The sequence below is a fragment of the Microbacterium sp. NPDC077663 genome (assembly GCF_044542795.1).
Classification (GTDB): Bacteria; Actinomycetota; Actinomycetes; order Actinomycetales; family Microbacteriaceae; genus Microbacterium.
In genome coordinates, this window is record NZ_JBITVE010000001.1 from 1341123 (window position 1) to 1366362 (window position 25240).

Sequence of the window (25240 nt, forward strand, 5' to 3'; positions counted from 1 at the left end):
AGTTCCGGCCATCCGCTCAGGATGCCGGCGCCGACCGAGGGAACCCGGGATGGATCAGTGGAAGCTGTCGCCGCAGGCGCAGCTGCCGGCGGCGTTGGGGTTGTCGATCGTGAAGCCCTGCTCCGAGATCGTGTCCTTGAAGTCGATCTTCGCGCCGTCGAGGTACGGGACGGACATGTCGTCGACGATGACCTCGACGCCGTCGAAGTCGACCGTCTTGTCGCCGTCGAGGTAGCGCTCGTCGAAGTAGAGCTGGTAGATCAGACCCGAGCACCCGCCGGGCTGGACGGCGACGCGCAGGCGCAGGTCGTCGCGGTTCTCCTGCGACAGCAGGCTCTTCACCTTCTCGGCCGCGGCCTCGGTGAGGGCGACGCCGTGGTCGGGAACGGTCTCGGTGGTCTGCGTGGCGATGTCGGTCATGACTCTCCCCATGGTCGGGCCGCCAGTGCTCTTGAGGAACGGGGGCGGCGTGCTCTCTCGATTCTACGTCCCGGCGCGCCCGTCGGCCCGGCGACTCGGGTGGATCGTCGCTGCGGATCAGTCGGATGCATCGAGCGCCGCGAGCAGCAGCGCCTCGGACACCAGCGCCTTGCGGAACGTCTCGACGTGCAGGGACTCATTGGGACTGTGCGCGCGGGCGTGCGGATCCTCGACGCCCGTCACGAGGATCTCGGCGCCCGGGAACTCGCGCACCAGATCGGCGATGAAGGGGATCGAGCCGCCCACGCCGATGTCGATCGGGCTGCGCCCGTAGCCGCTCTCGAGCGCCGCCCGCGCGGCCTCGACGGCTGGTCCGGACGTGTCGACCAGGAAGGGGTTGCCGAAGTCGACGTCACGGAAGGTCAGCCGCGCTCCGAACGGTGCCCGGCTACGGAGGTGGGCCTCGATCGCGGCGAACGCATCGGCGGCGGCCTGGCCGGGGGCGACACGGGTGCTGATGACGACGGAGACCTTCGGCGACAGCGTGTTCGACGCGTTCCGCACGCTCGGCGCATCGATGCCCGTGATGGTGATCGACGGCTTGTTCCAGATGCGGCTGAGGATCTCGTCGCGGCCGATCGGCGATACACCCTCGGGGAGGCCCGCCTCGCTCCGCAGGGTCTCCTCCGAGTACGGCGGCGTGGCCGCATCCCGTGACTCGAGCCCGTCGACGGCGACCGCACCGTCCTCATCCCACAGCGTCGCCAGCAGGGTGACCGCAGCGAGCATCGCATCCGGCACGGCGCCGCCGAACATGCCGGAGTGCGACGCGTGATCGAGCGTTTCGATGTCGAGGGTGAAGCGGACGTTGCCGCGCAGAGACACCGTCAGCGCCGGCGTCTCGGAGTCCCAGTTGCCCGAGTCCGCAACCACGATGACGTCGGCGCGCAACGCCTCGGCGTTGTCGCTCAGGAACTGCGCGAACGACGCCGACCCGGCCTCCTCCTCGCCCTCGAAGAACAGGTTCACCCCGAGGTCGAAGTCCGAACCGACCGCCTCGACCAGCGCACGGAGCGCGCCGATGTGAGCCATGATGCCCGCCTTGTCGTCGGCCGCGCCGCGACCGTAGATGCGGCCGTTCCGCAGGGTCGGCTCGAAGGGCGGGGACTCCCACAGCGAGTCGTCGCCGACCGGCTGCACATCGTGATGCGCGTAGAGCAGGATCGTCGGCCGACCGCTGCGCGCGGGGCGCGTGGCCAGCACCGCCGGCATCCCCTCCTGCCCCGTCTCGGGGATCACCGCGGTCCGGATCTCCACACGCTCAAAGATCCCCAGCCCATCGACGAGCGCCTTGACCGCTTCGGCGCTGCGCTGCACCTCGGCCCGGTCGAACCCGGGGAAGGCGATGGAGGGGATGCGGACGAGCGAGCCGAGGTCGGCGAGGGCGGCGGGGACCTGGGTGAGGGCCGCCTCCCGCACCGCGGAAGACCGGGTGGTGTCGGAAGTCATGCGGGTAATCTTATGTCGCACGCCTTTTTCGCCGATTCCGAGGAACCGCCCCGTGGCAAAGACACCGCCCCCCGCCGACACCGCCCCCGACGCCCCCACCGGCGCCGGGAAGAACCGCCCGACGCCCACGCGCGCCGAGCAGGAAGCGGCGCGCAAGCGGCCCCTCGTGGCGAACACGAAGGAAGCTCGGGCCCGCGCGAAGGCGGAGCTCGCTGCGCAGCGCGATAAGGCACGCATCGGCATGGCCAACGGGGACGAGCGGTATCTGACACCGCGCGACCGTGGTCCGCAGCGACGCTTCGCGCGCGACTATACGGACGCCGGGTGGCACTTCGGCGAGCTCGTCATGCCGCTGCTCGTCATCGTGATCCTGTTCGCGCTCGTTCCGAACACCGCGATCGTCTTTTACGCGTACGTCGGACTCTGGGCGTACCTGCTCTTCGTCGTCGCCGACATGATCATGCTCTCGCGCAAGGTGAAGAAGCTCGCCGCCGCGAAGTGGGGCGACCGCCGCGAGAAGGGCCTCGGTTGGTACGCGGCGATGCGCTCGGTGCAGATGCGCTTCATGCGTCTGCCGAAGCCGCAGGTCAAGCGCGGCCAGTACCCGAGCTGATCGTTCGAGAACGACGACGGCCCCGCACCTCCAGGTGCGGGGCCGTTCTCGTTGCGCGGAGACCAGAACTCAGCGCACCAGGCCGCGGTTGACCTCTCGGGCCCAGAGCGGTCCGCGGTAGATGAAGGCGCTGTACCCCTGGACGAGGTCCGCCCCGGCGGCGAGACGCTCGCGGACGTCCGCCGCGGTCTCCACTCCCCCGGCGGCGATCACGCAGAAATCGGCGGGCACCGCAGCGCGCACCCGGCGGAGCACCTCGAGCGAGCGCTCCCTGAGCGGGGCACCGGAGAGACCTCCGGCGCCCATGGCCTCGACCCGTGCGGCATCCGTCGTCAGCCCGGTCCGGGCGATGGTCGTGTTCGTGGCCACGATGCCGGCCAACCCGGTGTCGACGGCCAGGGCGGCGATGCCGTCGATCTCGTCGTCGGTGAGATCGGGGGCGATCTTCACGAGGAGGGGGGTCGCACCTGCGGCATCCTTCACCGCGGTCAGCAGGGGACGCAGCGTTTCGGCGGCCTGGAGGCCGCGCAGCCCGGGAGTGTTCGGGGACGACACGTTCACGACGAGGTAGTCCGCCACGGGGGCCACCAGGCGGGTGCTCGCGACGTAGTCCGCCGTGACGTCGGCGACGTCCACGACCCGGGACTTGCCGATGTTCGCGCCGAGGACGGGGCGGTGTGCGCGGCGCCGCATGCGCGCAAGACGGCCCGCCACGACCGCCGCGCCGTCGTTGTTGAAGCCCATACGGTTGATCAGCGCGCGATCGGCCGGGAGGCGGAACAGCCGCGGTCGCGGATTGCCGTCCTGCGGGATCGCGGTTACCGTGCCCACCTCGGTGTGGCCGAACCCGAGCGCGTGCAGGCCGAGGGCACCGACCGCATTCTTGTCGAAGCCGGCGGCGACGCCGAAGGGCGAGTCGAACACGAGGCCGAGCGCCTCCGTGCGCAACTGCGGCGCCGGTCGCGTGAGGGCCCGCGCGATCCACGAGAACGGCGGCGCCGCGGCGAGGCGGATGACGACCATGCCGAGATGGTGTGCCGTCTCGGGGTCCAGTCGGCGGAGGACGAGGTCGAAGAGGAGTCGATACATCGGCTCCCAGCCTAGGGCGACGGCGCGGATGCCGCGGTCAGACCTCGTCGCGCGCGACGCGCTCCGCGTGGTCCGCGCGCAGCAGCGCGATCGCCTCGTCGAAGTCGTCGAGCGTCTCGAACGCCTGGTACACGCTCGCGAACCGCAGGTAGGCGATCTCGTCGAGTTCGCGAAGGGGTCCGAGGATCGCGAGACCGATCTCGTTCGTGTCGATCTGGGAGACGCCGGTCTGACGGACGGCCTCTTCGACGGCTTGGGCGAGCATGGCGAGGTCCGCCTCGGTGACGGGACGCCCCTGGCACGCCTTGCGCACCCCGGACATGACCTTCTCGCGACTGAACGACTCGATCACACCGGACCGCTTGATGACGTTCAGGCTCGCCGTCTCGATCGTGGAGAATCGGCCGCCGCACTCGGGGCACTGTCGGCGACGACGGATGCTGAGCCCGTCATCGCTCGTGCGCGAGTCGATGACACGGGAATCGGAGTGACGGCAGAACGGGCAGTGCATGGCGGCATCCAGCCTACGCGTCGAAGCGGGCCGTCACGGCCTCGCCGTGCGCCGGCAGGACCTCGGCACCCGCGAGTGTCACGATGTCGTCGTGCACCGCCCGGAGGGCATCGCGGTCGTAGGTGATGACCTGCTGCGGTCGGAGGAAGGTGGATGCCGAGAGGCCGGACGCGTAGCGCGCCTGACCGCCCGTCGGCAGCACGTGATTGCTGCCCGCGAGGTAGTCGCCGAGACTCACCGGCGTCCAGGCGCCGACGAAGACGGCGCCGGCGTTGACGTAGTGCTCGGGGCGCGGATCGCGCAGGTGAAGCTCGAGGTGCTCGGGGGCGTAGGCGTTGCTGAACGCCGTCGCGGTGGGGATGTCGTCGACGAGGACGACGGCGGACTGCGGACCGGAGAGCGCCTGGGCGACGCGGTCGGCGTGGTGCGTCGCAGCCGCGCGACGTTCCACCTCGACGACGACTGCCTCGGCGAGGGCGGGCGCATCCGTCACGAGGACGGCGGCGGCCTGTTCATCGTGCTCGGCCTGACTCACCAGATCGGCGGCGACCAGCCGCGCATCGGCGGAGTCGTCAGCGACGATGAGGATCTCGGTCGCGCCCGCCTCAGAGTCGGTGCCGACCATGCCCGCCACGACGCGCTTGGCGAGAGCGACGAAGTTGTTGCCCGGACCCGAGATCACGTCGACCGGATCGAGAGCGAGCCCGGGGACGCCGTGGGCGTAGGCACCGATCGCGCCCGCGCCTCCCATCGCGTACACCTCGGTGATCCCGAGGAGACGAGCCGCGGCGAGGATGACCGGGTGGACCCGGCCGCCGTGGTCCCGCTGCGGCGGAGAGGCGAGGGCGACCTGCGAGACGCCGGCGACCTGCGCGGGCACGACGTTCATGACCACGCTCGAGGGATAGACGGCCTTACCGCCGGGCACGTAGACACCCGCCCGGCGCACCGGTCGCCAGTGCTGCTCGACCCGGGCACCGGGACCGATCTCGGTGACGACGGGAGCCGGCACCTGAGCCGCCGACGCGCGGCGCACCCGATCGATCGCGTTCTCGAGCGCACGGCGGATCGCGGGATCGAGCGACGTCAGCGCCTCGTCGAGGTGCGCATCGGGGACGCGGATCTCGTGATCTTCCACGCCGTCGAAACGCGCAGCCTGCTCACGGAGGGAGACCTCTCCCCTGGCGGCGACGTCCGCGACGACGGCCGCGGCCGTGACCAGAGCCTCGTCGCGTGCGGCGGTGGCCCGGGGAACGGCGGCGAGGAGGTCGGCCGGGGTGACGGCGCGACCACGGAGGTCGATCGTGCGGAGCATCCCTCCAGGGTACCGGCGGGTCAGCCCCGGGTGACACCCGAGACGTCCGTCAGGTAGCCGATCCGGCCGTCCTCGTGGCGCACGACGAAAGAGTCGCCGCGGTCCTCGATGACGAGCGCCCACGCGGTCGGCCCGATGCGGAACACGGGGGTGCCGCTCTCGTCCACCACGTCACGCTCGACCGGCGCGAGAGCCCAGAACGCCTGGTGCGCCGACGCCGGGGCGGGCGCGGGCTCGTCATCCTCGATGGGGTCGCCCAGCGGTGCCGGGTCGGGGTCGACCGACGGTGCCGCCATCGTGAAGCGGGCGTCGGAGATCGGGCGCGCCACGACCGGACGGGCACCCCGCGCGACGCGGTGCGAGACGGTCTCACGGCGGTGCAGGAAGTCCTCGTGGAACGGCGGGATGAAGGGGGCGACGACGGTGAGGGCGACACCGGCGGCCATCAGAAGGACCTCGACCCACACGACCCAGCTGCTCAGCCACACGCCGGTGGCCGCGCCGCGGGCGATGTTGGTCCAGAGCCAGCTCAGCCAGATCACCGCCGACACCGAGAAGGCGACCGAGGCGAACTGGTCGATCCCCAAGGAGCCGACCCGTCGGATGCCGTCGGGCGAGAAGCGGCGCAGCACGATGAGGAAGACCGCGACAGTCGGTGCGCCGATGGCGAGGATCCAGTCGATGCCGGAGGTCCAGACGCTCGAACCGCCGAGGAGCTGCGTGTACGGGTTGTCGGCGTACAGCGGGAAGAACGAGAAGAGGAAGGCGAGGAGCCAGACGCCCACCAGCGACACCTCGCGCAGCGAGAACGGTCCGATGCCGTACTGCGGCGGGACGTGCCCGGACTCCGCGTGGTCCGCGACGTCAGTGGTCGCGGCGCCCTCGGCGGGGATGGCTGCTGCAGCCTCAGGTGCGGGGGCGGCCGCGTCGACCGCGGGCGTGTTCTGGGGCTCGATCGCAGCGTTCTCCGCGCCGGCGACCGACGTCTCGGCGTCCGTGGCGGGCGCAGGGGCCCGCTCCTCGGACGCGGCATCCGACGAGAAGTCGTACGCCTCTGTCTCGTTGTCGGCGGACGAGGTGTCGTACACCGCCGTCTCGGGCGCGCGGACGACGGTGATGTCGAGGTCCTCGACAGGGCTGCCGTTCTCTTCGGGCGTCTCGGGGGTCGGCTTCTGGTCGGTCACGATGCTCCTTCCGCACAGCGCCGAGGGGCGCCGCCTGCGATCCTACCCCGCGCGGTGTCAAGGACTCAGCCCAGACACTGGGGTCCCAGCAGACCCTTCAACTCGCCGTAGAGATCCACCGTCACCCCCACCTGCGCCGGGACCTCGAAGACCTTCGCGACGCCGCCACGGTGGAGCTTCAGCGTCACTTCCGTGTCCCCCGGATGCCGCTCCAGCACTGCGGCGAGCTGGCCGATCGTGGTCTCCGTCGCCCGGTGCTCGGGAAGCAGGAGGACGAGCGGCCCGGCGGCATCGACCGACCCGAGGTCGGGCACGAAGGCGGACTGACCGTGCAGGTTGCGACCGTCATCACGCTGCGACACCCGCCCCCGGACGACGAGGATCGAGTCGGCCTGCAGCATCGACTGGAACTCGGTGTACGTCTTGCCCATGAACATGACGGTCACCTCACCGTCGAAGTCCTCGACCGTGATCATGCCGTAGGGGTTGCCGCTCTGCTTCGCGACGCGATGCTGCACGCTCGTGACGAGCCCCGCGATCGTGACGATGTCGCCGTCCGAGATGTCCTCGGACACGAGCAGGTCGTGAATGGACGTGGAGGCGTGCTTGGCGAGCGGGATCTCGAGCCCGGCGAGCGGGTGATCCGACACGTAGAGGCCGAGCATCTCGCGTTCGAAGGCGAGTTTGTCCTTCTTCGTCCACTCGGGACGCTCGGGGACGCGGGCGACCTGCTGCGGCTCGTCGTCGCCCCACAGGCTGTCGAAGTCGAACCCGACCTCGCCGTTGGCCTCACGCCGTTTGTCGAGCACCGCCTGTTCGGTCGCGTCCTCGTGGATCTCCATGAGCGCGCGCCGCGTCGAACCGAGCGAGTCGAACGCACCCGCTTTGATCAGGGACTCGACCGTCCGCTTGTTGGCGACGTGCGCGGGGACTTTCGCGAGGAAGTCGTGGAAGCTCGTGTACGGCCCGTCGGCGCGTGCGGCGACGATCCCGTCGACCACGTTGCTGCCGACGTTGCGGACCGCCCCGAGGCCGAAGCGGATGTCCTCGCCGACGGCGGCGAAGTAGCGGATCGACTCGCCCACGTCGGGCGGGAGCACGCGGATGCCCATCCGTCGGCATTCGTTCAGATACACCGCCATCTTGTCTTTCGAGTCGCCGACGCTGGTGAGGAGCGCGGCCATGTACTCGGCGGGATAGTGGGCCTTGAGGTATGCCGTCCAGTAGGACACGAGACCGTACGCGGCGGAGTGGGCTTTGTTGAACGCGTAGTCGGAGAACGGCAGCAGGATGTCCCACAGGGCCTTGATGGCGCCTTCGCCGAAGCCTCGCTCCTTCATGCCGCCTGAGAAGCCCTCGTACTGCTTGTCGAGCTCGGACTTCTTCTTCTTACCCATCGCACGACGCAGGATGTCTGCTTGACCGAGCGAGAAGCCGGCCACCTTCTGCGCGATCGCCATGACCTGCTCCTGATAGATGATCAGGCCGTAAGTCGTGTCGAGGATCTCGCGCAGCGGCTCCTCGAGCTCGGGATGGATCGGTGTGATCGGCTGCACGCCGTTCTTGCGCAGGGCGTAGTTCGTGTGGGAGTTCGCCCCCATGGGGCCCGGTCGGTACAGCGCGATGACGGCCGAGATGTCCTCGAAGTTGTCGGGCTTCATGAGGCGCAGGAGCGACCGCATCGGTCCGCCGTCGAGCTGGAACACGCCGAGGGTGTCGCCGCGGCTGAGCAGGTCGTACGCCGGTCGGTCGTCGAGCGCGAGGTGCTCGAGGTCGAGCTCCTCCCCGCGGTTGGACCGGATGTTGTCGAGGGCATCCGAGATGATCGTGAGGTTGCGCAGCCCCAGGAAGTCCATCTTGATGAGCCCGAGGGTCTCGCACGACGGGTAGTCGAACTGCGTGACGATCTGGCCGTCCTGCTCGCGCCGCATGATCGGGATGATGTCGATCAACGGCTCGCTCGACATGATGACGCCGGCCGCGTGGACGCCCCACTGCCGCTTCAGGCCCTCGAGACCGATCGCACGGTCGAAGACCGTCTTCGCCTCGGGGTCCGTGTCGATGAGCGAGCGGAACTCGCTCGCCTCTTTGTACCGCGGATGCTTCGGGTCGAACATGCCGCCGAGCTCCATGTCCTTGCCCATGACGGGCGGCGGCATCGCCTTGGTGAGGCGCTCGCCCATGGAGAAGGGGAATCCGAGCACGCGGCCGGCATCCTTCAGCGCCTGCTTGGACTTGATGGTGCCGTAGGTGACGATCTGCGCGACGCGCTCGGAGCCGTACTTCTCGGTCACGTAGTCGATGACCTCGCCGCGGCGACGGTCGTCGAAGTCGACGTCGAAGTCGGGCATCGACACACGGTCGGGGTTGAGGAACCGCTCGAAGATGAGGCCGTGCTCGAGCGGGTCGAGGTCGGTGATGCGCATGGCATACGCGACCATTGACCCCGCACCCGAACCGCGTCCAGGACCCACGCGGATGCCGTTGTCCTTGGCCCAGTTGATGAAGTCGGCGACGACGAGGAAGTAGCCGGGGAAGCCCATCTGGAGGATGATGCCGGTCTCGTACTCGGCCTGCTTGCGGACGCGGTCGGGGATGCCGTCCGGGTAGCGGTAGTGCAGGCCCGCCTCGACCTCCTTGATGAGCCAGCTGTCCTCGGTCTCGCCGTCCGGCACGGGGAAACGCGGCATGTAGTTCGCAGAGGTGTTGAACTCGACCTCGCAGCGCTCCGCGATGAGGAGCGTGTTGTCGCAGGCCTCGGGGTGGTCGCGGAAGAGCTGACGCATCTCCTGCGCCGTCTTGATGTAGTACCCGTCGCCGTCGAACTTGAAGCGGTTCGGGTCGTCGAGCGTCGAGCCCGACTGAACGCAGAGAAGGGCGGCGTGGGCGTCGGCCTCGTGCTGGTGCGTGTAGTGCGAGTCGTTGGTCGCGACGAGCGGGATGCCGAGGTCCTTCGACAGGCGGATGAGGTCGGTCATCACGCGACGCTCGATCGACAGACCGTGGTCCATGATCTCGGCGAAGTAGTTCTCCTTGCCGAAGATGTCCTGGAACTCCGCCGCCGCGGCGCGCGCCGCTTCGTACTGTCCGAGACGCAGACGGGTCTGCACCTCACCGGAGGGGCAGCCCGTCGTGGCGATCAGGCCCTTGCCGTAGGTCTGCAGCAGGTCGCGGTCCATGCGCGGCTTGAAGTAGTAGCCCTCGATGCTCGAGAGCGAGCTGAGGCGGAAGAGGTTGTGCATGCCCTCCGTGCTCTGGCTCCACATCGTCATGTGGGTGTAGGCGCCCGAGCCGGACACGTCGTCGCTCTTCTGATCGGGTGACCCCCAGGCGACGCGCGACTTGTCGCTGCGGTGCGTCCCCGGGGTGACGTAGGCCTCGAGCCCGATGATCGGCTTGACGCCGGCGGACTGGGCCGCGCGGTAGAACTCGAAGGCGGCGAACGTGTTGCCGTGGTCGGTGACGGCGATCGCCGGCATCCCGTAGTCGGCCGCCGCCTGCGTCATCGCGCCGATCTTCGCGGCCCCGTCGAGCATCGAGTATTCGCTGTGCACGTGCAGATGGACGAAGGAGTCGGATGCCACGGGTCGAGTCTACGTTCCGGGTCCGACACCGGACCTAGGCTGGTCGGCATGGCTACTCCCGAGTTCGTCCTCGCCCTGCGCGAGAAGATCGGCACCTCCCCACTGCCTCTCGTGGGGGTCACCGCGATCGTCTTCCGGGACGAGAAGGTGCTCATCGGACGGCGCGCGGACAACGGTTCGTGGCAGCCGGTGTCGGGCATCGTCGACCCGGGCGAGGAGCCCGCCGATGCGGCCGTCCGCGAGTGCCGCGAGGAGGCGGGCGTCGTGGTCCGGGCGACCCGCCTCGCCGCCGTCCAGCAGATCCCGCGCATCGTCTACGCGAACGGCGACGAGGTCGACTACCTCGACCTCGTCTTCCGCTGCGACTGGGTCTCGGGCGAGCCGCATCCCGCCGACGGCGAACTCACCGAGGTCGGGTGGTTCGGGCTCGGCGAACTGATCGACGTCGATCAGACCCACGTCCGCAAGATCGCCCTCGCCATCGCAGAGGACGACCCGGCGAGCTTCGCGGGCGGCCGCTGATCCTCAGCGCAGATCGAGGCGCATCAGGACACGGGGGAATCCGTTCAGCACCGAGTCGGTGTCGGCGGCCTTCTCGAAACCGGCGCGCTCGAACAGACCCCGGGTGCCGACGTACGCCATCGTGAGATCGACCTTCTCGCCTCGATTGTCGACCGGGTAACCCTCGATCGCGGGCGCGCCCTCGGATCGGGCGAAGTCGACGGCTCCCGCGAGCAGCGCGTGGGAGATCCCCTCGCCCCGGTGACCGGGCCGGACGCGGATGCACCAGACCGACCAGACGTCGAGGTCGTCGACGTGCGGGATCCGCCGGTTCGTCGCGAAGGAGGTGTCGGCCCGGCGATGGACCGCCGCCCATCCGACGACGTCGTCACCGTCGTAGGCGAGGACACCCGGCGGACCCTCGGCCACGAGCTCTCGCACGCGGGCACCGCGCGCAGGGCCGGACAGCGACCGGTGCTCGGGGCCGGGGAGCCGATAGCTCAGACACCAGCAGACGTTGGCGTCGGGACGCTTCGGCCCCACCATCGTCGCGACGTCGTCGAAGGAGGTGGCGGGGCGGACGTCGATGGTCATGACAGCAGGATGCCGCCTACCGCCGACGCCCGCACCACTCTCTCGTCCTGGTCGAGATTCCGACCGAACGGCTCACGATTGGTCGCGCAGCATCTCCAGGGCATGCGCAAGATCCGCCGGGTACTCGGACCGGAACGTCGACCAGTCCCCCGTCCCCGGATGCGCGAACGAGAGCTCCCGGGCGTGCAGCCACTGCCGGGTGAGTCCCAGATGCCGTGCGAGTGTGGGGTCGCCGCCGTAGAGGGGGTCGCCGACGCACGGATGCCGGTGCGCGGCCATGTGCACGCGGATCTGGTGCGTGCGCCCGGTCTCGAGGTGCACTTCGAGCAGGGAGGCCCGAGGGAACGCCTCGAGCGTCTCGTAGTGCGTCACCGAATCCTTGCCGTCGGGCGTCACGGCGAACTTCCACGAGTGGTGGGGATGCCGCCCGATCGGTGCATCGATCGTCCCGACCAGAGGATCCGGGTGCCCCTGGACGACCGTGTGATAGATCTTGTCGACCTCGCGCTCCTTGAACGCCCGCTTCAGCGCGGTGTAGGAACGCTCGGTCTTGGCCACCGCCATCAGCCCGCTCGTGCCGACGTCGAGGCGGTGGACGACACCCTGCCGCTCGGGGGCGCCGGACGTGGCGATGCGGAAGCCCGCGGCCGCGAGAGCGCCGACCACGGTCGGACCCTCCCAGCCCAGCGAGGGGTGCGCCGCGACACCTGCGGGTTTGTCCACGACGACGATCTCGTCGTCATCGTGCACGATGCCGAGGTCGGGAACCGCGATGGGGACGATCTCGGGGCCGCGCTTGTCCTCCCAGTCCACCTGCAACCAGGCGCCGGCGACGAGCTTGTCGGACTTGCCGACGGCGCGTCCGTCGAGTTCGACGCCTCCGGTTTCAGCCACCTCCGCCGCGAACGTCCGCGAGAAGCCGAGGAGCTTGGCGAGGGCGGCATCCACCCGCGTCCCGTCGAGGCCGTCGGGGACGGGAAGGCTACGGCTGGGCATGCGGATCGGCGGATGCCGCCGGGGCCTCGTCGTCGGCGGTCGCCGCGGCATCCTTCTCCCGTGATCCGTCGAAGCGGATGCCGAGCAGGACGAGGATGGCGACGGCGAGCATCATCGTGACGATGAAGGAGTCGGCGACGTTGTAGATCGCCGACGGGAACCCGAGCCAGAGCCACGGCGTGTGGATGAAGTCGACGACGTGTCCGACCAGGAAACCGGGAGCCCGGAACAGGCGGTCGCCGAGGTTTCCGAGGATGCCGCCGAGCAGCAGTCCGAGGACGATCGCCCACGCACGCGACCGCACCCGCGTCACCGCGAGGACGATGATCGTCACCGCGGCGGCAGCGAGAACGAGGGTGAAGACCCAGGTGACGCCCTCGCCGAGGGAGAATGCGGCTCCCGGGTTGAAGGTCAGATAGAGCTGGAGGAAGTCCCCGAGCACCGGTACCGCCTGCCGCTCGGGCAGGTTCTCGAGGGCGAGGAACTTGGTGAACTGATCAGCGGCCAGCACCAGCACCGCGAGGATCGCGATGGTGGTGCCGGCCGCTGCGGCGCGCAGTGTCGTCCGCGACGCGGACGTTCGGCTCGACAACGTGCGAGTGGTCAGGACGCGGGGATGGGCGTCGAGCCCGAGGTACCGGCGACGTCGAGGTCGCGCAGCTTCTCCTCGATGAAGCTGCGGAGCTGGACGCGGTAGTCGCGCTCGAACTGACGCAGCTCGCTGATGCGGCCCTCGAGGGTGCCGCGCTCGCTCTCGAGGCGGGAGATCTCGTCGCGGGCCTTCGAGCGGGCCTCGTTGAGGATGGCGTCGGCCTCGGCCTGCGCCTCGGAGATGAGCTTCTCCTTCTGCGCCTTGCCCTCGGCGACGTGCTCGTCGTGGAGACGCTGCGCGAGCTCGATGATGCCGGCGGATGCCGCGGCGGGGGCGGCTGCGCCGGCGGCGGGCGCCTCGGCGGCAGGCTCGGCCGGAGCCGGGGTCTCTTCGACGGCGTCTTCCTGAGGGGCGGGTGCGGCCTCGGGGGCGGGGGTCTCACCGGACTCGTACGCCGCGAGCTTCGCCTTCAGTTCCTCGTTCTCGGCGATGGTCTTGCGCCATTCGACGACGATCTCGTCGAGGAAGTCGTCGACCTCATCGGGGTCGAAACCCTCCTTGAAACGAACATGCTGGAACTGCTTGGTGACGACGTCTTCGGGAGTCAAAGGCATGTGTCTTTCCTCTTTCGGGGCTCAGGAAGCGGGCCGGTCAATGAAGACCCGCGAGGCGCGAGCCGTACCCCGACAGCATAGTCCGCGGCCGTCGTGGGTGCGACGACGGGGCCGTCACACGCGGCTGAGAACCTGCGTGACGGACAGCAGCACGAAGCAGCACAGCATCGTGATGGGGAAGGCGAGATCCAGTGCGACGGGGCCGATGCGCAGCGGCGGGATGAACCGCCGGAAGAACTTCAGCGGCGGATCGGTCACGGTGAACACGACTTCGGCGAAAACGAGCCAGCCGCCGCGCGGACGCCACTCACGGTTGAACATCGGGATGTACTCCAGCACCAGCCGTGCCAGGAGGAACAGCACGTAGATGAGCAGGAGCGCGTTGAGGATCCCGGCGATGAGGCCGACGACCGACACGACGTCAGTGGGTGAAGGGCGTGGAGTCGGCGTCGCCCTGAGCGATCGCCCCCTCGCCGGAGACGGCGACGTTCTCAGGCGACAGGAGGAAGACCTTGCTCGTCACGCGCTCGATGCGGCCGTACAGCCCCAGCGAGAGTCCGCTGGCGAAGTCGATGAGACGGCGGGCGTCGGCATCGCTCATCTGCGACAGGTTGATGATGATCGGGATACCGTCGCGGAAGTTCTCGGCGATCATCTGGGCGTCGCGGTACTGCTTCGGGTGCACCGTGACGATCTCGCTGACGGTGGCCGGAGCGGGCTGACGGACGACGGCGGGACGGTGGATGGGGGTCACCGGAGCGGTCTTGTTCTCGACCTGCATCTCGCGGCGGGGAGCCGGCTCCTCGTAAACCTCTTCCTCATCGGCGAGGCCCAGGTACACCATGGTCTTCTTGAGCGGGTTCGACATCGCATCCTCCGTATTGCTCGTCTGTGTTGAGGCTAACCGTGCACGGGCCTCGGGCCCGTGATTGCCGATCCGATCCGCAGGTGTGTCGCACCCGCAGCGATCGCCTCGGCGAAGTCGCCGGTCATCCCGGCGGAAATCCAGTCGGCATCGGGCACCACACGACGCACGCGCGCCGCGTGGTCGGCGAGCCGCGCGAAGGCCGCGGCGGGCGCCTCGTCGAGGGGCGCGACGGCCATGACGCCTCTCAGCCGCAGCGTCGGGCAGGATGCCGCGACGTGCTCCGCCAGCTCTTCGACACCCTCGGGCCGAACGCCCCCGCGACCGGGGTCGTCGGTCAGGTTGATCTGGATGAGGACGTCCAGGACGCCCTCCTCCCCTTCGGGGGCGGCGGCATGGAGCGCGTCGGCGAGCCGCGAACGATCGAGCGAATGCACGGCATCGGCATCCCGTCGTACGGCTTTCGCCTTGTTCGTCTGGGCCTGACCGATGAAGTGCCAGCGCAGCGGCGATCCCGTGTACGCGGTGCGCTTCGCGCTGAGTTCCTGCTGCCGGTTCTCGCCGACATCGGCGACACCGAGGGCAGCGAGATCCTGCACGAGTTCCACAGGGTGGAACTTCGTCACGACGATGCGGGTGATCGTCGCGGGATCGCGACCCGCCGACCGAGCGGCATCAGAGATGCGCGCATCGATGTCGGCGAGCCGCGAACGCAGATCCACGAGGGGTTACTTCAGGAAGTCGGGGATGTCGAGGTCGTCATCGCCGAACGCCGAGTCGTAGTCGCTCGACGACGAGGCAGGGGTCGACACAGACACCGACTCGCGACCGCTGTTCTCGGCCGCTGCGAGGTCACGGGCGACCGTGTCGGCGGGCAGCGGCGGCAGGACCGGAGCGGATGCCGGACGCGATGCCGTGATCGGCTCCACCTTCACCTGCGGCTCGCCGCCGTCGAAACCGGCGGCGATCACGGTCACACGCACCTCGTCACCGAGGGTGTCGTCGATGACGGTACCGAAGATGATGTTGGCCTCGGGGTGCGCGGCCTCCTTGACGAGCTGCGCGGCGTCGTTGATCTCGAAGATGCCGAGGTTCGAGCCACCCTGGATCGACAGCAGCACGCCGTGCGCGCCCTCGATCGACGCCTCGAGCAGGGGCGACTCGACGGCGAGCTCCGCGGCCTTGATGGCGCGATCCGCGCCGCGAGCGGATCCGATGCCCATGAGGGCCGAGCCGGCGCCCTGCATGACGGACTTGACGTCGGCGAAGTCGAGGTTGATGAGACCGGGCGTCGTGATGAGGTCGGTGATGCCCTGCACACCGGCCAGGAGAACCTGGTCGGCCGTGGCGAAGGCCTCGATCATCGAGATGCCGCGGTCGCTGATCTCGAGCAGACGGTCGTTCGGCACCACGATGAGGGTGTCGACCTCTTCCTTGAGCTTCGAGACGCCGGACTCGGCCTGGGTCTGACGACGGCGACCCTCGAACGAGAACGGCTTCGTCACGACACCGATCGTCAGCGCGCCGATCGACTTCGCGATCCGGGCGACCACGGGTGCGCCACCGGTTCCGGTGCCACCGCCCTCGCCCGCCGTGACGAAGACCATGTCGGCGCCCGCGAGCGCCTCCTCGATCTCCTCGGCGTGGTCCTCCGCGGCGCGTCGACCCACCTCGGGGTCGGCGCCGGCGCCGAGACCACGCGTGAGCTCGCGGCCCACGTCGAGCTTGATGTCGGCGTCGCTCATCAGCAGCGCCTGGGCGTCCGTGTTGACGGCGATGAACTCGACGCCGCGAAGGCCGAGCTCGATCATGCGGTTGACGGCGTTGACACCGCCACCGCCCACGCCAACGACCTTGATCACAGCAAGGTAGTTCTGGTTCTGGCTCACGCCGGCCTCCGTATCGTCCTGAACCTCGAGTGCAAACCTTCAACCTCAACCAGAGGTTTAAAGAATTGCCGAGTATGCAATTCCTGATTCCGAAGGTAAGCGGCACGGCGACGCGCGGGCGCAGCGTCGTGGGCGTGTCGCGCGATCTGACACCGGGGTCAGCGGATGACGACCGCGCCGGGCGAGGAGATGTCGTACTCCTCGACCTCGGAGGGCGGCTTGGCCGCCATCGCGGCCGTGAGCACGCGCGCCTTCTCCACCGGGTCGTCGGAGCTCCCCCACACGACCTCCGCCCCGTCGATCGTGAGGGTCACATCGTCGGGCGTCGTGGCGGCCATCGCGGTCACCTGGTTCCGCAGGCCCTCGGGGAGCGAGCGGTACACGGCGCCGACCGCGCGGAACGCGCGCGATCCGACACCGCCGGACGCCTCGATCACCGGATAGCCCTTCGGCGCCTCCTCGGAGGTCGACAGGACGACCCCGGCGGCATCGACGAGCGAGAAGCCTCCGCGGGTCGAGACCACACCGACCGGGGTGCGTTCGATGATCCGCACCACCAGGTCTTGGGGCGGGCGAGCCTCGATCGAATAACTCTCCACGAGCGGGAAACCCACGAGAGCCGCCTTCACCGCGCTGGAATCGACGAGCGCCAGCGGAGTCCCCTTCTCCCCCGCCAAGGCCGCCGCCACCGCGTCGGGGTCGAGGCGATCCGTCCCCAGGACCGTGATGCGGGAGACGGCGAAGAGGGGGCTGTAGGCGGTTGCCACCGCCCCCAACCCGACGATCAGGACGGCGGCGAGAGAGGCGATCCAGACGTAGCGACGCCGGCGCTGACGCACGGTGAACCGTCGCACCTCGCGACGCAGGGCCCGGCGGCGGGCGCGCGCCGCCGCCCAGACGTCCCGCACGCCGAGAGGGCGCCCGCCGGCATCCGGAGCCTTCTGCTCAGGCGGGTCGTCGTGGGCGGCGACCGCCGGCGCGAACGGGACGAGACGGCCCGGACGAGACGGCTCGATGACCTCGGTGATCTGTTCCGGCGACGGGTCCCGGTCTTGTGCAAACGGTTCCACGCGAGGCGGATCGACCGGCGACGGGTCGACGGGAGGTGCCTCCGGAGCGGATCGACGTTCCGGCGGCGTCGGCAGGGGGGACGGCCGCCGCATCCTCAGTCCTGTCCGAGCGCGTCGAGGACCTGCGGGATGATGCGGTACACGTCGCCGCAGCCGAGGGTGATGACGTAGTCACCGGGGCGCGCGACGGAAGCCGTGTACTCGGCGGCCTGCTGCCAGTCCGCGACGAAGCGGACGCGGTCCGGATCGGTGAACGCGCCGCTGACCAGGGCGCCGGTGACGCCCGGGACGGGGTCCTCACGGGCGCCGTACACGTCCAGGACGACGGTGTGGTCGGCGCGCGACTCGAGGACGTCGGCGAACTCGCGGTACATGGCCTGCGTGCGCGAGTAGGTGTGGGGCTGATGGACGGCGATGATGCGTCCGTCGCCGACGACCGTGCGTGCCGCCGCCAGAGCGGCGTCGACCTCGGTCGGGTGGTGCGCGTAGTCGTCGTATACCGCCACCCCGGCTCGGACGCCGTGGAGTTCGAACCGACGGATGGTGCCGCCGAACTGCTCGACGGCGCGCAGCGCCGGCTCGAGCTCGTATCCGAGGGTGAGGAGGACGGCGACCGCACCGGCGGCGTTGACGGCGTTGTGCGCGCCCGGAACGCTGAGCGCACCGGACGCCGACTGCCCGCCGTGATGGAGCGTGAAGGAGACCGGCCCGTCGGTGACGATGTCGCCGACACGGACGTCTGCCTCCGCAGCCGCTCCGAACGTCACGACGTTGCCGTGCGAGAGCGATGCGGCGACCTCGCGGGCTCCCGGATCGTCGGCGGAGATGACGACGGCCTGCGAGGCGGCATCCGCAAAACGGACGAAGCCCTCGTAGAACGCCTCGCGCGATCCCCAGTGGTCGAGGTGGTCGGGATCGACGTTGGTGATCAGCGCCACGGCGGTGTCGTAGAGCAGGAAGGACCCGTCCGACTCGTCGGCCTCGATGACGAACAGGTCATCCGAACCGGTGCCGCTCGAGACGCCCAGGGAGGCGATGACGCCGCCGTTGACGAATGTCGGGTCGGCGCCGATCGCGCGGAGGCCGGTGACGATCATGCCGGTCGAGGTGGTCTTGCCGTGCGCGCCGGCGACGCTCACCAGGCGGCGACCGCCGACGAGCCAGTGCAGCGCCTGCGACCGGTGCAGAACGGGCACGCCCCGTTCCTTCGCCAAGAGGTATTCGGGATTCTCGGGCCAGATCGCTCCGGTGAACACCACGGCATCGACGTCATCCGGCAGATTCGCGGCGTCGTGCCCGACGTGGACCTCCGCTCCGCGCGCCGCGAGCGCCTGCATCGCCGCGCTGTCGGATCGGTCCGAGCCCGAGACGCGGATGCCGCGATCGAGGAACATGCCGGCGAGGCCCGACATCCCGGAACCGCCGATCCCGATGAAGTGGGCGGCGGTGATGTCCGCGGGGATGGGGAGCGTGAGATCGGGGCGAATCATGGCCCGACAAGTCTAGGTCGGGCAGACTGCGAGGTCGCTGCGGCGCGCTGGCCCGTCGCTGCCTGCTCAGCGGGCGAGAGCGCGGTCGATCAGGCGGATGACGTTCTCGCTTCCCGAGCGGGTGCCGACCTGTGCGGCGGCCGCGCGCATGCGCTCGAGTGCGGATCCGTCCGTCAGGAGGGGGACGACGCTCGAGCGGATGCGGTCGCCGGCCAGTTCCGCATCGGGGATGATCACGGCCGCCCCGGCCGCGACCGCCGACGCCGCGTTCAAGGCCTGCTCCCCGTTGCCCACCGCATAGGGCACGTAGACGGCCGGGAGTCCGAGCGCGCTGAGCTCGCTGACCGTCGCCGCGCCGGATCGCGAGACGACGGCGTCGGCGAGGGCGAAGGCGAGGTCCATACGGTCGATGTAGGGCACGATCCGGTAGGCCGGGTCGCCGGGGTCGGCGATGTCGTTGCGCTCCCCCGCGGCGTGCAGAATCTGCCAGCCCGCGCCGACGATGTCCTGCCACGCGTCGGCGAACGCTCGGTTGAGCCGGACGGCGCCGAGCGATCCGCCGAACACGAGCAGGACGGGGCGGGCGGGGTCCAGTCCGAACTCCGCCGCCGCAGGGGCTCGGAGGGCTGCCCGGTCGAGGTTGACGATCTCGGGGCGCAGCGGCATCCCGACGACCTCGGCACCGCGCAGCGGGGTTCCCTCGAAGGCGACACCGGATGCCGCGGCTCCGCGCGCGCCCAGGATGTTGGCGAGTCCCGGCTTGGCGTTCGCCTCGTGCACGACGACCGGGATGTGCGCGCGGCGCGCGGCGACGTAGGCGGGAGCCGAGGCGTACCCGCCGAATCCGACGACGACGTCGACCGAGCGCTGGCGGATGTGGCTGCGGACCTGACGCACCGCGCGCGCGAACCGCGCCGGGAACCGGAGCGCCGCGGCATCCGGTCGACGCGGGAACGGGACCTTGTCGACGACCAGCAGCTCGTATCCGCGCTGCGGGACCAGCCGGGCCTCCAAGCCCTCGCGGGTGCCGAGGACGAGGACCGTGGCGCCCGGGTCGCGGGCGATCAGCGCATCGGCGACAGCGAGCAGCGGATTGACGTGGCCCGCGGTGCCCCCGCCGGCCAAGAGGTAGGTGGTCACCGGATCGAGCCTACCGGCGGGTCGGAGCGGTGACCGGCGCCGAGGTGGGGAGCGTCCGCGCGAAGGCGAGGAGCACACCGCAGGCCATCAGCACCGAGACGAGGGAGGTTCCTCCCTGCGACATGAAGGGCAGTGGAACGCCGAGCACCGGGAACACGCGCAGCACGACGCCGATGTTGATGAGGGCCTGTCCGACGACCCAGACGGTGATGCCGCCCGCCGCGATGCGGATGAAGGGGTCGTGGGTCTTGCGGATCACGTGGAAGGCGCCGACGGCGAACAGCGTGAACAGCGCGAGGACGACGACGCATCCGATGAGGCCGAGTTCCTCGCCGACGATGGCGAAGATGTAGTCGTGGGATGCCGCGGGCAGCCACGCGTACTTCTCGCGCGAGTTGCCGAGCCCGAGACCGAAGACGCCACCGCTCGCCAGACCCCAGATCCCGTGCAGCGGCTGGTAGCAGGAGGTCAGGTAGTCGTCGATGCAGTTCGGGTTCAGGAAGCTCGCGATGCGCGCCATGCGGTTGGCGCTCGTGAGGGCCAGCACCGCCACGACCACGACGGCGACCACCACGGGGATGATGAACACCCGCAGCTTCACGCCGGAGAAGAACAGAGCGCCGAGCAGGATCAGGACGAGGATCATGGCGGTGCCGAGGTCCCGACCCGCGACGACGGATCCGATGACGATGGCACCGACGGGGACGACGGGGATGAACACGTGGCGCCACAACCCGAGCAGCGTGTGCTTGCGGTAGAGCACGTAACCGAGCCACAGCGCGAAGGCAAGTTTGAGGAACTCCGATGGCTGCGCCTGGACACCGGCGATGGAGATCCAGTTGCGGTTGCCGTCGAACTCGTATCCGAGCGGCGTGAAGACGAGGAGCTGGAACGCCAGCGCCACACCGAGTGCGAGCCACGAAATGCGCTTCCAGAACGTCACCGGCAGTCGGCTGAAGACGAACATGAGAGGCACGCCGAGGATGGCGAACATCGCCTGGCGCATGACGGTCTGGAACGGCCCGCCCTCACCCGAGGTCGCCATCGTCGCCGACAGCACCATGACGAGTCCGAAGATCGTGAGGATCAGCGCCGTCGAGGCGATGAGCAAGAACTCGCTCGGGACCGGGGCGAATACCTTGCCGAGGGCGACGCGCGCCGTGAAGGCGGACGAGCCGCGGTCAGCCGGATCCGACGGGGCCGGACGGTCGGTCGTGGTCGTCACCGGCGTCCTTTCCCCTCCGTGCGTTCACCGCGTCGGCGAAGCGCCGGCCGCGATCCGAGTACGAGGCGAACTGGTCGAAGGATGCCGCGGCCGGAGCGAGGAGGACCACGTCTCCGTCCTGCGCGACGCCCGCCGCCAGCGCGACGACCTCGGTCATGACGTCCTCAGTCTGAGCGTGGTCGACCTCGAACAGCGGCACCGTCGGCGCGTGTCGCGCGAATGCCGCGACGATCGCGGACCGGTCGACGCCGATGACGATCGCCGCCTTCACGGCGGGACCGCGTGCGGCGACGAGCTCGTCGATGTCGACGCCCTTCAGCTGGCCCCCGAGGACCCAGACCGCCCCGGGGTACGCCTGGAGAGAGGATGCCGCGGCGTGCGGGTTCGTCGCCTTGGAGTCATCGACCCATGTCACGCCCTCGGCCACGGCGACGACCTCGATCCGGTGGGGATCCAGGCGGAAGCCGCGGAGGGCGTCGCGGATCGCCGCCGGCGGCACATCGAGCGAGCGGGCGAGCGCGGCGGCCGCGAGGATGTTGGCGACGACGTGCGGCGCTGTCAGCCCCGCCTGCGCGAGCTCTTCCAGGGTGGTGAGTTCGAGGGCGTTCGTCCTCCGCTCCTCGAGGAAGGCACGGTCCACGAGGATTCCGTCCACGACGCCGAGATCGCTCGGCCCCGGCACCCCCAGATCGAAGCCGATCGCGCGGCATCCCTCGACGACCTCGGCGTCCTCGACCATCTCGCGCGTCGCGACGTCGCTCTTGTTGTAGACGCACGCGACCCGGGTGTTCTGGTAGACGACAGCCTTGGCGTCGCGGTAGGCGTCGAAGGATCCGTGCCACTCGAGGTGGTCGGCGGCGAGGTTCAGGCAGACGCTCGCGTACGGCGAGACCCGATCGGCGCCGTTCTGCAGGCTCAGATACCAGAGCTGGTGGCTGGAGACCTCGATCACCAGGACGTCGAAGCCGGCGGGGTCGCGCACCGCGTCGAGCACCGGCACGCCGATGTTGCCGCACGGCGCCGCGCGCAGTCCGCCCGCCACAAGCATGGTCGCCGTCAGCTGCGTCGTGGTGGTCTTGCCGTTCGTCCCGGTGATGAGGACCCAGTCCGCCGGCGATCCGTCGGCGCGCAGCACCTTGTCGCGGACGCGCCACGCGAGCTCGATATCTCCCCAGACGGCCACCCCCGCCTCGCGTGCCCACGAGACGACGGGGTGATGCGGCGGGAATCCGGGGGACGCGATGACCACATCGGGCCGGTGGGCGACGAGGTCGTCCGGGACGGTGTCGAGCCGGCCCTGCCAGAGCCGCGCTCCGATCACGGGAAGCAGCCGCGCGTATTCCTCGTCGGCGTTCTCGGTGACGACGAGGACGTCCGAGCCGAGCTCCGCGAGCGTGTCCGCGACAGAGAACCCGGTCATCGACAGGCCGAGCACGACCACCCGCAGATCCGACCAATCGGCGTGCCAGCTGGTGAGCCGGCTGAGGTCGGCCGTCATACGGCGGCCAGCCAGCCGACGTAGAAGAGCGCCACGCCGAAGATCGCGAAGATGCCGGCGATGACCCACATGCGCACGACGATGGTGATCTCGGGCCATCCGCGCATCTCGAGGTGATGGTGGAACGGGCTCATGAGGAAGAGGCGTTTGCCGCCGGTCGCCTTGAAGTAGTACCGCTGCAGGATGACCGACGCCGGGGCGATGATGAAGACGCCGGCGAGCAGGACGGACAGGATCTCGGTGCGGCTGAGGACGGCCATCGCGACGATGACACCGCCGATGGCCATCGACCCGACGTCGCCCATGAACATCTTCGCTTTCGGGGCGTTCCACCAGAGGAAGCCGACGAGGGCGCCCACGAAGGATGCCGCCACGATCGTCAGCCCCATCGGGTCGCGGGTGTCGTAGCAGGCGGCGGTGTACTCGGTGGCGAGTGCGGCGGAGTGGCAGCGCTGCTGCAGCTGCCAGAAGGTGACCAGCGCGTAGGCGGACACGCTGAAGATCCCCGCACCGGCGGCGAGGCCGTCGAGCCCGTCGGTGAGGTTGGTGGCGTTGGACCACGCGACCGACATGAACGAGATCCACAGGAGGTAGAGGATCCAGCCCGCGACGGCCCCCAGTGCCATGAAGGACAGCGTCGGGATGTCGCGGAAGAAGGAGATGTAGGCGGAGCCCGGGGTTTCGCCGTACTGGTTCGGGAAGCTCAACGCCATGACGCCGAACGGGACGGCGACGGCCACCTGCCCGACAATCTTGCGCCACCCGGACAGTCCGAGGCTGCGCTGCGACCTCACCTTCATGTAATCGTCGATGAAGCCGATGATGCCGAGACCCACCATCATCCACAGGACGAGCAGCCCCGACACCGTCGGTTCGGTTCCGCCCGTATAGCTGCCGACGAAGAACCCGACCATCGTCCCCAGGATGAAGACGATGCCGCCCATCGTCGGCGTCCCGCGCTTCGTGTGATGACTCGGGTTGTTGATGTCCTCCGGCGTGCGGATGACCTGACCCCATCCGATCTTCCGGAAGAGCCGGATGAATAGGGGCGTGAGGAAGAGGGTGAATGCCAGCGAGATCGTCGCAGCGGCCAGCAGAGATCTCACGAGAACGATTCTCCCAGACGATCGCCGAGGAACCTGAGTCCCGCGGCGTTCGAGGACTTCACGAGCACCCGGTCGCCGTCGCGGAGCTCGGTCATCAGGTAGTCGTACGCCTCGTCCGCGGTCTCGAAGAACACCGCCTCACCGTCCCAGGACCCTTCGCTGATGGCGGCCAGGTAGAGGCGTCGCGCCGCTGAGCCGACCACCACGATGCGCTCGTAGCGCAGCCGGACGGCTTGGAGTCCGATGCGGTCGTGCTCCTCCCCCGCCTGCTCGCCGAGCTCGGTCATCGCCCCGAGGACGGCGACCTTGCGCTGGCCGGGCTCGGTGATCTGGGCCACGGTGCGCAGAGCCGCCGCCATCGAATCGGGGCTCGCGTTGTACGCATCGTTGATGATGCGTACACGGTCGCTCCCGAGGGGCTGCATCCGCCACCGCTCGGCGATCTCGACGGTACCGATCCGCTCGACCGCGTCCGCGGGATCCACCCCGAGAACGTGCGCGACGGTGATGGCAGCCAGCGCGTTCATGACGTGGTGCTCGCCGAGCACCCGCAGGTGCAAGGGCAGGCGTCGTCCGTCGACGAGGATGGTGGCGGTCGTTCCGGATGCCGTGACGTCCACGTCCACGGCACGGACATCGGCAGAGGGGCCGCGCCCGAACCACCGCACGTCGGCGCCGCGCTCCGCGGCTGCGGCGGCCATCGCCGCCACCCGCGCGTCGTCGGCGTTGAGAACGGCCGTTCCGCCCGGGCGGAGGGCCTGCACGAGCTCCGTCTTGGCCTTCTGCGTCGCCTCGACTCCGCCGAAGCCGCCGGCGTGGGCGAGGCCCACCATCAGTACGGCACCGATGTCGGGGGTGATGAGGCCGGCGAGTTCCGCGATCCGACCGGGGCGCGATGCACCGAGCTCGCTCACGAGGAATCGGGTGTCCTCGGTGACGCGGAGCATCGTGACCGGTGCACCGACCTCGTTGTTGAACGAGGCACGAGGCGCGACGGTCGGCCCCTCGTCCTGAAGGATCCGGGCGAGCAGGTTCTTCGTCGTCGTCTTGCCGTTCGACCCGGTGATGCCGACCACACGAAGCTCCCCCCGCATGCGCACGCGGGCGACGACCTCCCGGGCGAGCGCGCCCAGGGCGCGGACCGCGTCGTCGACGACGACCTGGGAGACCGCGACGTCGACGGGTCGCTGCACGATCGCCAGCGAGGCACCGGCGGCGACGGCGTCATCGACGAACAGATGGCCGTCCGTCGCGTCGCCGGGCTTGGCCACGAAGACGGAGCCGGGCCCCATCTCCCGCGAATCGGTGTCGACTGTTCCCGAGACCACCATCTCCGGGGTGTCGGTGCCGTGGAGGTGCAGGGTGCCGCCGACGGCGTGCGTCACCTCGGCGAGCGTCATCCGGATCATGCTGGGGTGTCTCCTCGTGCGCTCGG

General features: G+C 69.6%; 24 protein-coding genes. 2 read left to right on the forward strand and 22 right to left on the reverse strand.

Annotation, left to right across the window (positions count from 1 at the left end; translation table 11 throughout):
• Positions 1-54: 54 nt before the first annotated feature.
• Positions 55-420, reverse strand: coding sequence for an iron-sulfur cluster insertion protein ErpA (erpA, locus tag ACIGEP_RS06610; RefSeq protein WP_396660789.1), 366 nt, complete (start codon positions 418-420; stop codon positions 55-57).
• 117 nt (positions 421-537) lie between these two features.
• Positions 538-1929, reverse strand: a complete 1392-nt coding sequence (locus ACIGEP_RS06615; protein WP_396660790.1) for a dipeptidase — start codon at positions 1927-1929, stop codon at positions 538-540.
• A gap of 52 nt (positions 1930-1981) precedes the next feature.
• Between ACIGEP_RS06615 and ACIGEP_RS06620 the strand changes: the two genes are divergently transcribed.
• On the forward strand, positions 1982-2542 hold the full coding sequence (locus ACIGEP_RS06620) for a DUF3043 domain-containing protein (RefSeq protein WP_396660791.1): 561 nt from the start codon (positions 1982-1984) through the stop codon (positions 2540-2542).
• A 69-nt stretch (positions 2543-2611) separates the two neighbouring features.
• Here the strand turns inward: ACIGEP_RS06620 and ACIGEP_RS06625 are convergent, their stop codons facing one another.
• The 5 genes from ACIGEP_RS06625 to dnaE all read right to left on the reverse strand — a co-directional run bounded on the left by ACIGEP_RS06625 (position 2612) and on the right by dnaE (position 10225).
• Positions 2612-3631 carry a quinone-dependent dihydroorotate dehydrogenase gene (locus tag ACIGEP_RS06625; RefSeq protein WP_396660792.1) on the reverse strand — a complete coding sequence of 340 codons (1020 nt, stop codon included), beginning with the start codon at positions 3629-3631 and terminating at the stop codon, positions 2612-2614.
• 37 nt (positions 3632-3668) lie between these two features.
• Positions 3669-4142, reverse strand: coding sequence for a transcriptional regulator NrdR (nrdR, locus tag ACIGEP_RS06630; protein WP_396660793.1), 474 nt, complete (start codon positions 4140-4142; stop codon positions 3669-3671).
• Positions 4143-4155: 13 nt separating this feature from the next.
• On the reverse strand, positions 4156-5457 hold the full coding sequence (gene hisD, locus ACIGEP_RS06635) for a histidinol dehydrogenase (RefSeq protein ID WP_396660794.1): 1302 nt from the start codon (positions 5455-5457) through the stop codon (positions 4156-4158).
• Between the two features lie 20 nt (positions 5458-5477).
• Positions 5478-6641, reverse strand: coding sequence for a hypothetical protein (locus tag ACIGEP_RS06640; RefSeq protein WP_396660795.1), 1164 nt, complete (start codon positions 6639-6641; stop codon positions 5478-5480).
• Between the two features lie 65 nt (positions 6642-6706).
• Complete coding sequence (gene dnaE, locus ACIGEP_RS06645) at positions 6707-10225, reverse strand: DNA polymerase III subunit alpha (protein ID WP_396660797.1); 3519 nt, start codon at positions 10223-10225, stop codon at positions 6707-6709.
• A 48-nt stretch (positions 10226-10273) separates the two neighbouring features.
• Here dnaE and ACIGEP_RS06650 point away from each other — a divergent pair, with 48 nt between their 5' ends.
• Positions 10274-10747, forward strand: a complete 474-nt coding sequence (locus tag ACIGEP_RS06650) for an NUDIX hydrolase (RefSeq protein ID WP_396660798.1) — start codon at positions 10274-10276, stop codon at positions 10745-10747.
• A gap of 3 nt (positions 10748-10750) precedes the next feature.
• On the opposite strand, the gene ACIGEP_RS06655 is transcribed toward ACIGEP_RS06650, so the two are convergent.
• From ACIGEP_RS06655 to murF, 15 genes are all read right to left on the reverse strand, one after another.
• Positions 10751-11320, reverse strand: a complete 570-nt coding sequence (locus ACIGEP_RS06655) for a GNAT family N-acetyltransferase (RefSeq protein WP_396660799.1) — start codon at positions 11318-11320, stop codon at positions 10751-10753.
• Positions 11321-11392: 72 nt separating this feature from the next.
• On the reverse strand, positions 11393-12316 hold the full coding sequence (locus ACIGEP_RS06660) for an RluA family pseudouridine synthase (RefSeq protein ID WP_396660800.1): 924 nt from the start codon (positions 12314-12316) through the stop codon (positions 11393-11395).
• Positions 12303-12908 (reverse strand): signal peptidase II, encoded by a 606-nt coding sequence (gene lspA, locus ACIGEP_RS06665; RefSeq protein WP_396660801.1) that lies wholly within the window; start codon positions 12906-12908, stop codon positions 12303-12305. The genes ACIGEP_RS06660 and lspA overlap by 14 nt, the downstream gene beginning before the upstream one ends.
• Before the next feature lie 11 nt (positions 12909-12919).
• On the reverse strand, positions 12920-13522 hold the full coding sequence (locus ACIGEP_RS06670) for a DivIVA domain-containing protein (protein WP_396660802.1): 603 nt from the start codon (positions 13520-13522) through the stop codon (positions 12920-12922).
• A gap of 114 nt (positions 13523-13636) precedes the next feature.
• Positions 13637-13939, reverse strand: a complete 303-nt coding sequence (locus ACIGEP_RS06675) for a YggT family protein (RefSeq protein ID WP_396660803.1) — start codon at positions 13937-13939, stop codon at positions 13637-13639.
• A gap of 4 nt (positions 13940-13943) precedes the next feature.
• Complete coding sequence (locus tag ACIGEP_RS06680) at positions 13944-14390, reverse strand: cell division protein SepF (protein WP_396660804.1); 447 nt, start codon at positions 14388-14390, stop codon at positions 13944-13946.
• Positions 14391-14422: 32 nt separating this feature from the next.
• Positions 14423-15109: a YggS family pyridoxal phosphate-dependent enzyme gene (locus ACIGEP_RS06685; protein ID WP_396660805.1), complete on the reverse strand. Its 687-nt coding sequence runs from the start codon at positions 15107-15109 to the stop codon at positions 14423-14425.
• A 6-nt stretch (positions 15110-15115) separates the two neighbouring features.
• Positions 15116-16276, reverse strand: a complete 1161-nt coding sequence (gene ftsZ / locus ACIGEP_RS06690; RefSeq protein ID WP_396660806.1) for a cell division protein FtsZ — start codon at positions 16274-16276, stop codon at positions 15116-15118.
• 158 nt (positions 16277-16434) lie between these two features.
• On the reverse strand, positions 16435-17439 hold the full coding sequence (locus tag ACIGEP_RS06695; protein WP_396660807.1) for a cell division protein FtsQ/DivIB: 1005 nt from the start codon (positions 17437-17439) through the stop codon (positions 16435-16437).
• A 2-nt stretch (positions 17440-17441) separates the two neighbouring features.
• Positions 17442-18836 carry a UDP-N-acetylmuramate--L-alanine ligase gene (murC, locus tag ACIGEP_RS06700; protein WP_396660808.1) on the reverse strand — a complete coding sequence of 465 codons (1395 nt, stop codon included), beginning with the start codon at positions 18834-18836 and terminating at the stop codon, positions 17442-17444.
• Positions 18837-18902: 66 nt separating this feature from the next.
• Positions 18903-19976, reverse strand: coding sequence for a UDP-N-acetylglucosamine--N-acetylmuramyl-(pentapeptide) pyrophosphoryl-undecaprenol N-acetylglucosamine transferase (locus tag ACIGEP_RS06705; protein WP_396660809.1), 1074 nt, complete (start codon positions 19974-19976; stop codon positions 18903-18905).
• Between the two features lie 10 nt (positions 19977-19986).
• A complete protein-coding gene (gene ftsW, locus ACIGEP_RS06710; protein WP_396660810.1) occupies positions 19987-21201 on the reverse strand; it encodes a putative lipid II flippase FtsW in 1215 nt (404 codons plus the stop codon).
• Positions 21158-22699, reverse strand: coding sequence for a UDP-N-acetylmuramoyl-L-alanine--D-glutamate ligase (gene murD / locus ACIGEP_RS06715; protein WP_396660811.1), 1542 nt, complete (start codon positions 22697-22699; stop codon positions 21158-21160). The genes ftsW and murD overlap by 44 nt, the downstream gene beginning before the upstream one ends.
• The gene (gene mraY / locus ACIGEP_RS06720; RefSeq protein WP_396660812.1) at positions 22696-23805 is read right to left on the reverse strand and encodes a phospho-N-acetylmuramoyl-pentapeptide-transferase; all 1110 of its coding nucleotides are present in this window, start codon (positions 23803-23805) and stop codon (positions 22696-22698) included. The genes murD and mraY overlap by 4 nt, the downstream gene beginning before the upstream one ends.
• Positions 23802-25214, reverse strand: coding sequence for a UDP-N-acetylmuramoyl-tripeptide--D-alanyl-D-alanine ligase (gene murF, locus ACIGEP_RS06725; protein WP_396660813.1), 1413 nt, complete (start codon positions 25212-25214; stop codon positions 23802-23804). Before murF ends, mraY begins: the two co-directional genes overlap by 4 nt.
• Positions 25215-25240: the final 26 nt, after the last annotated feature.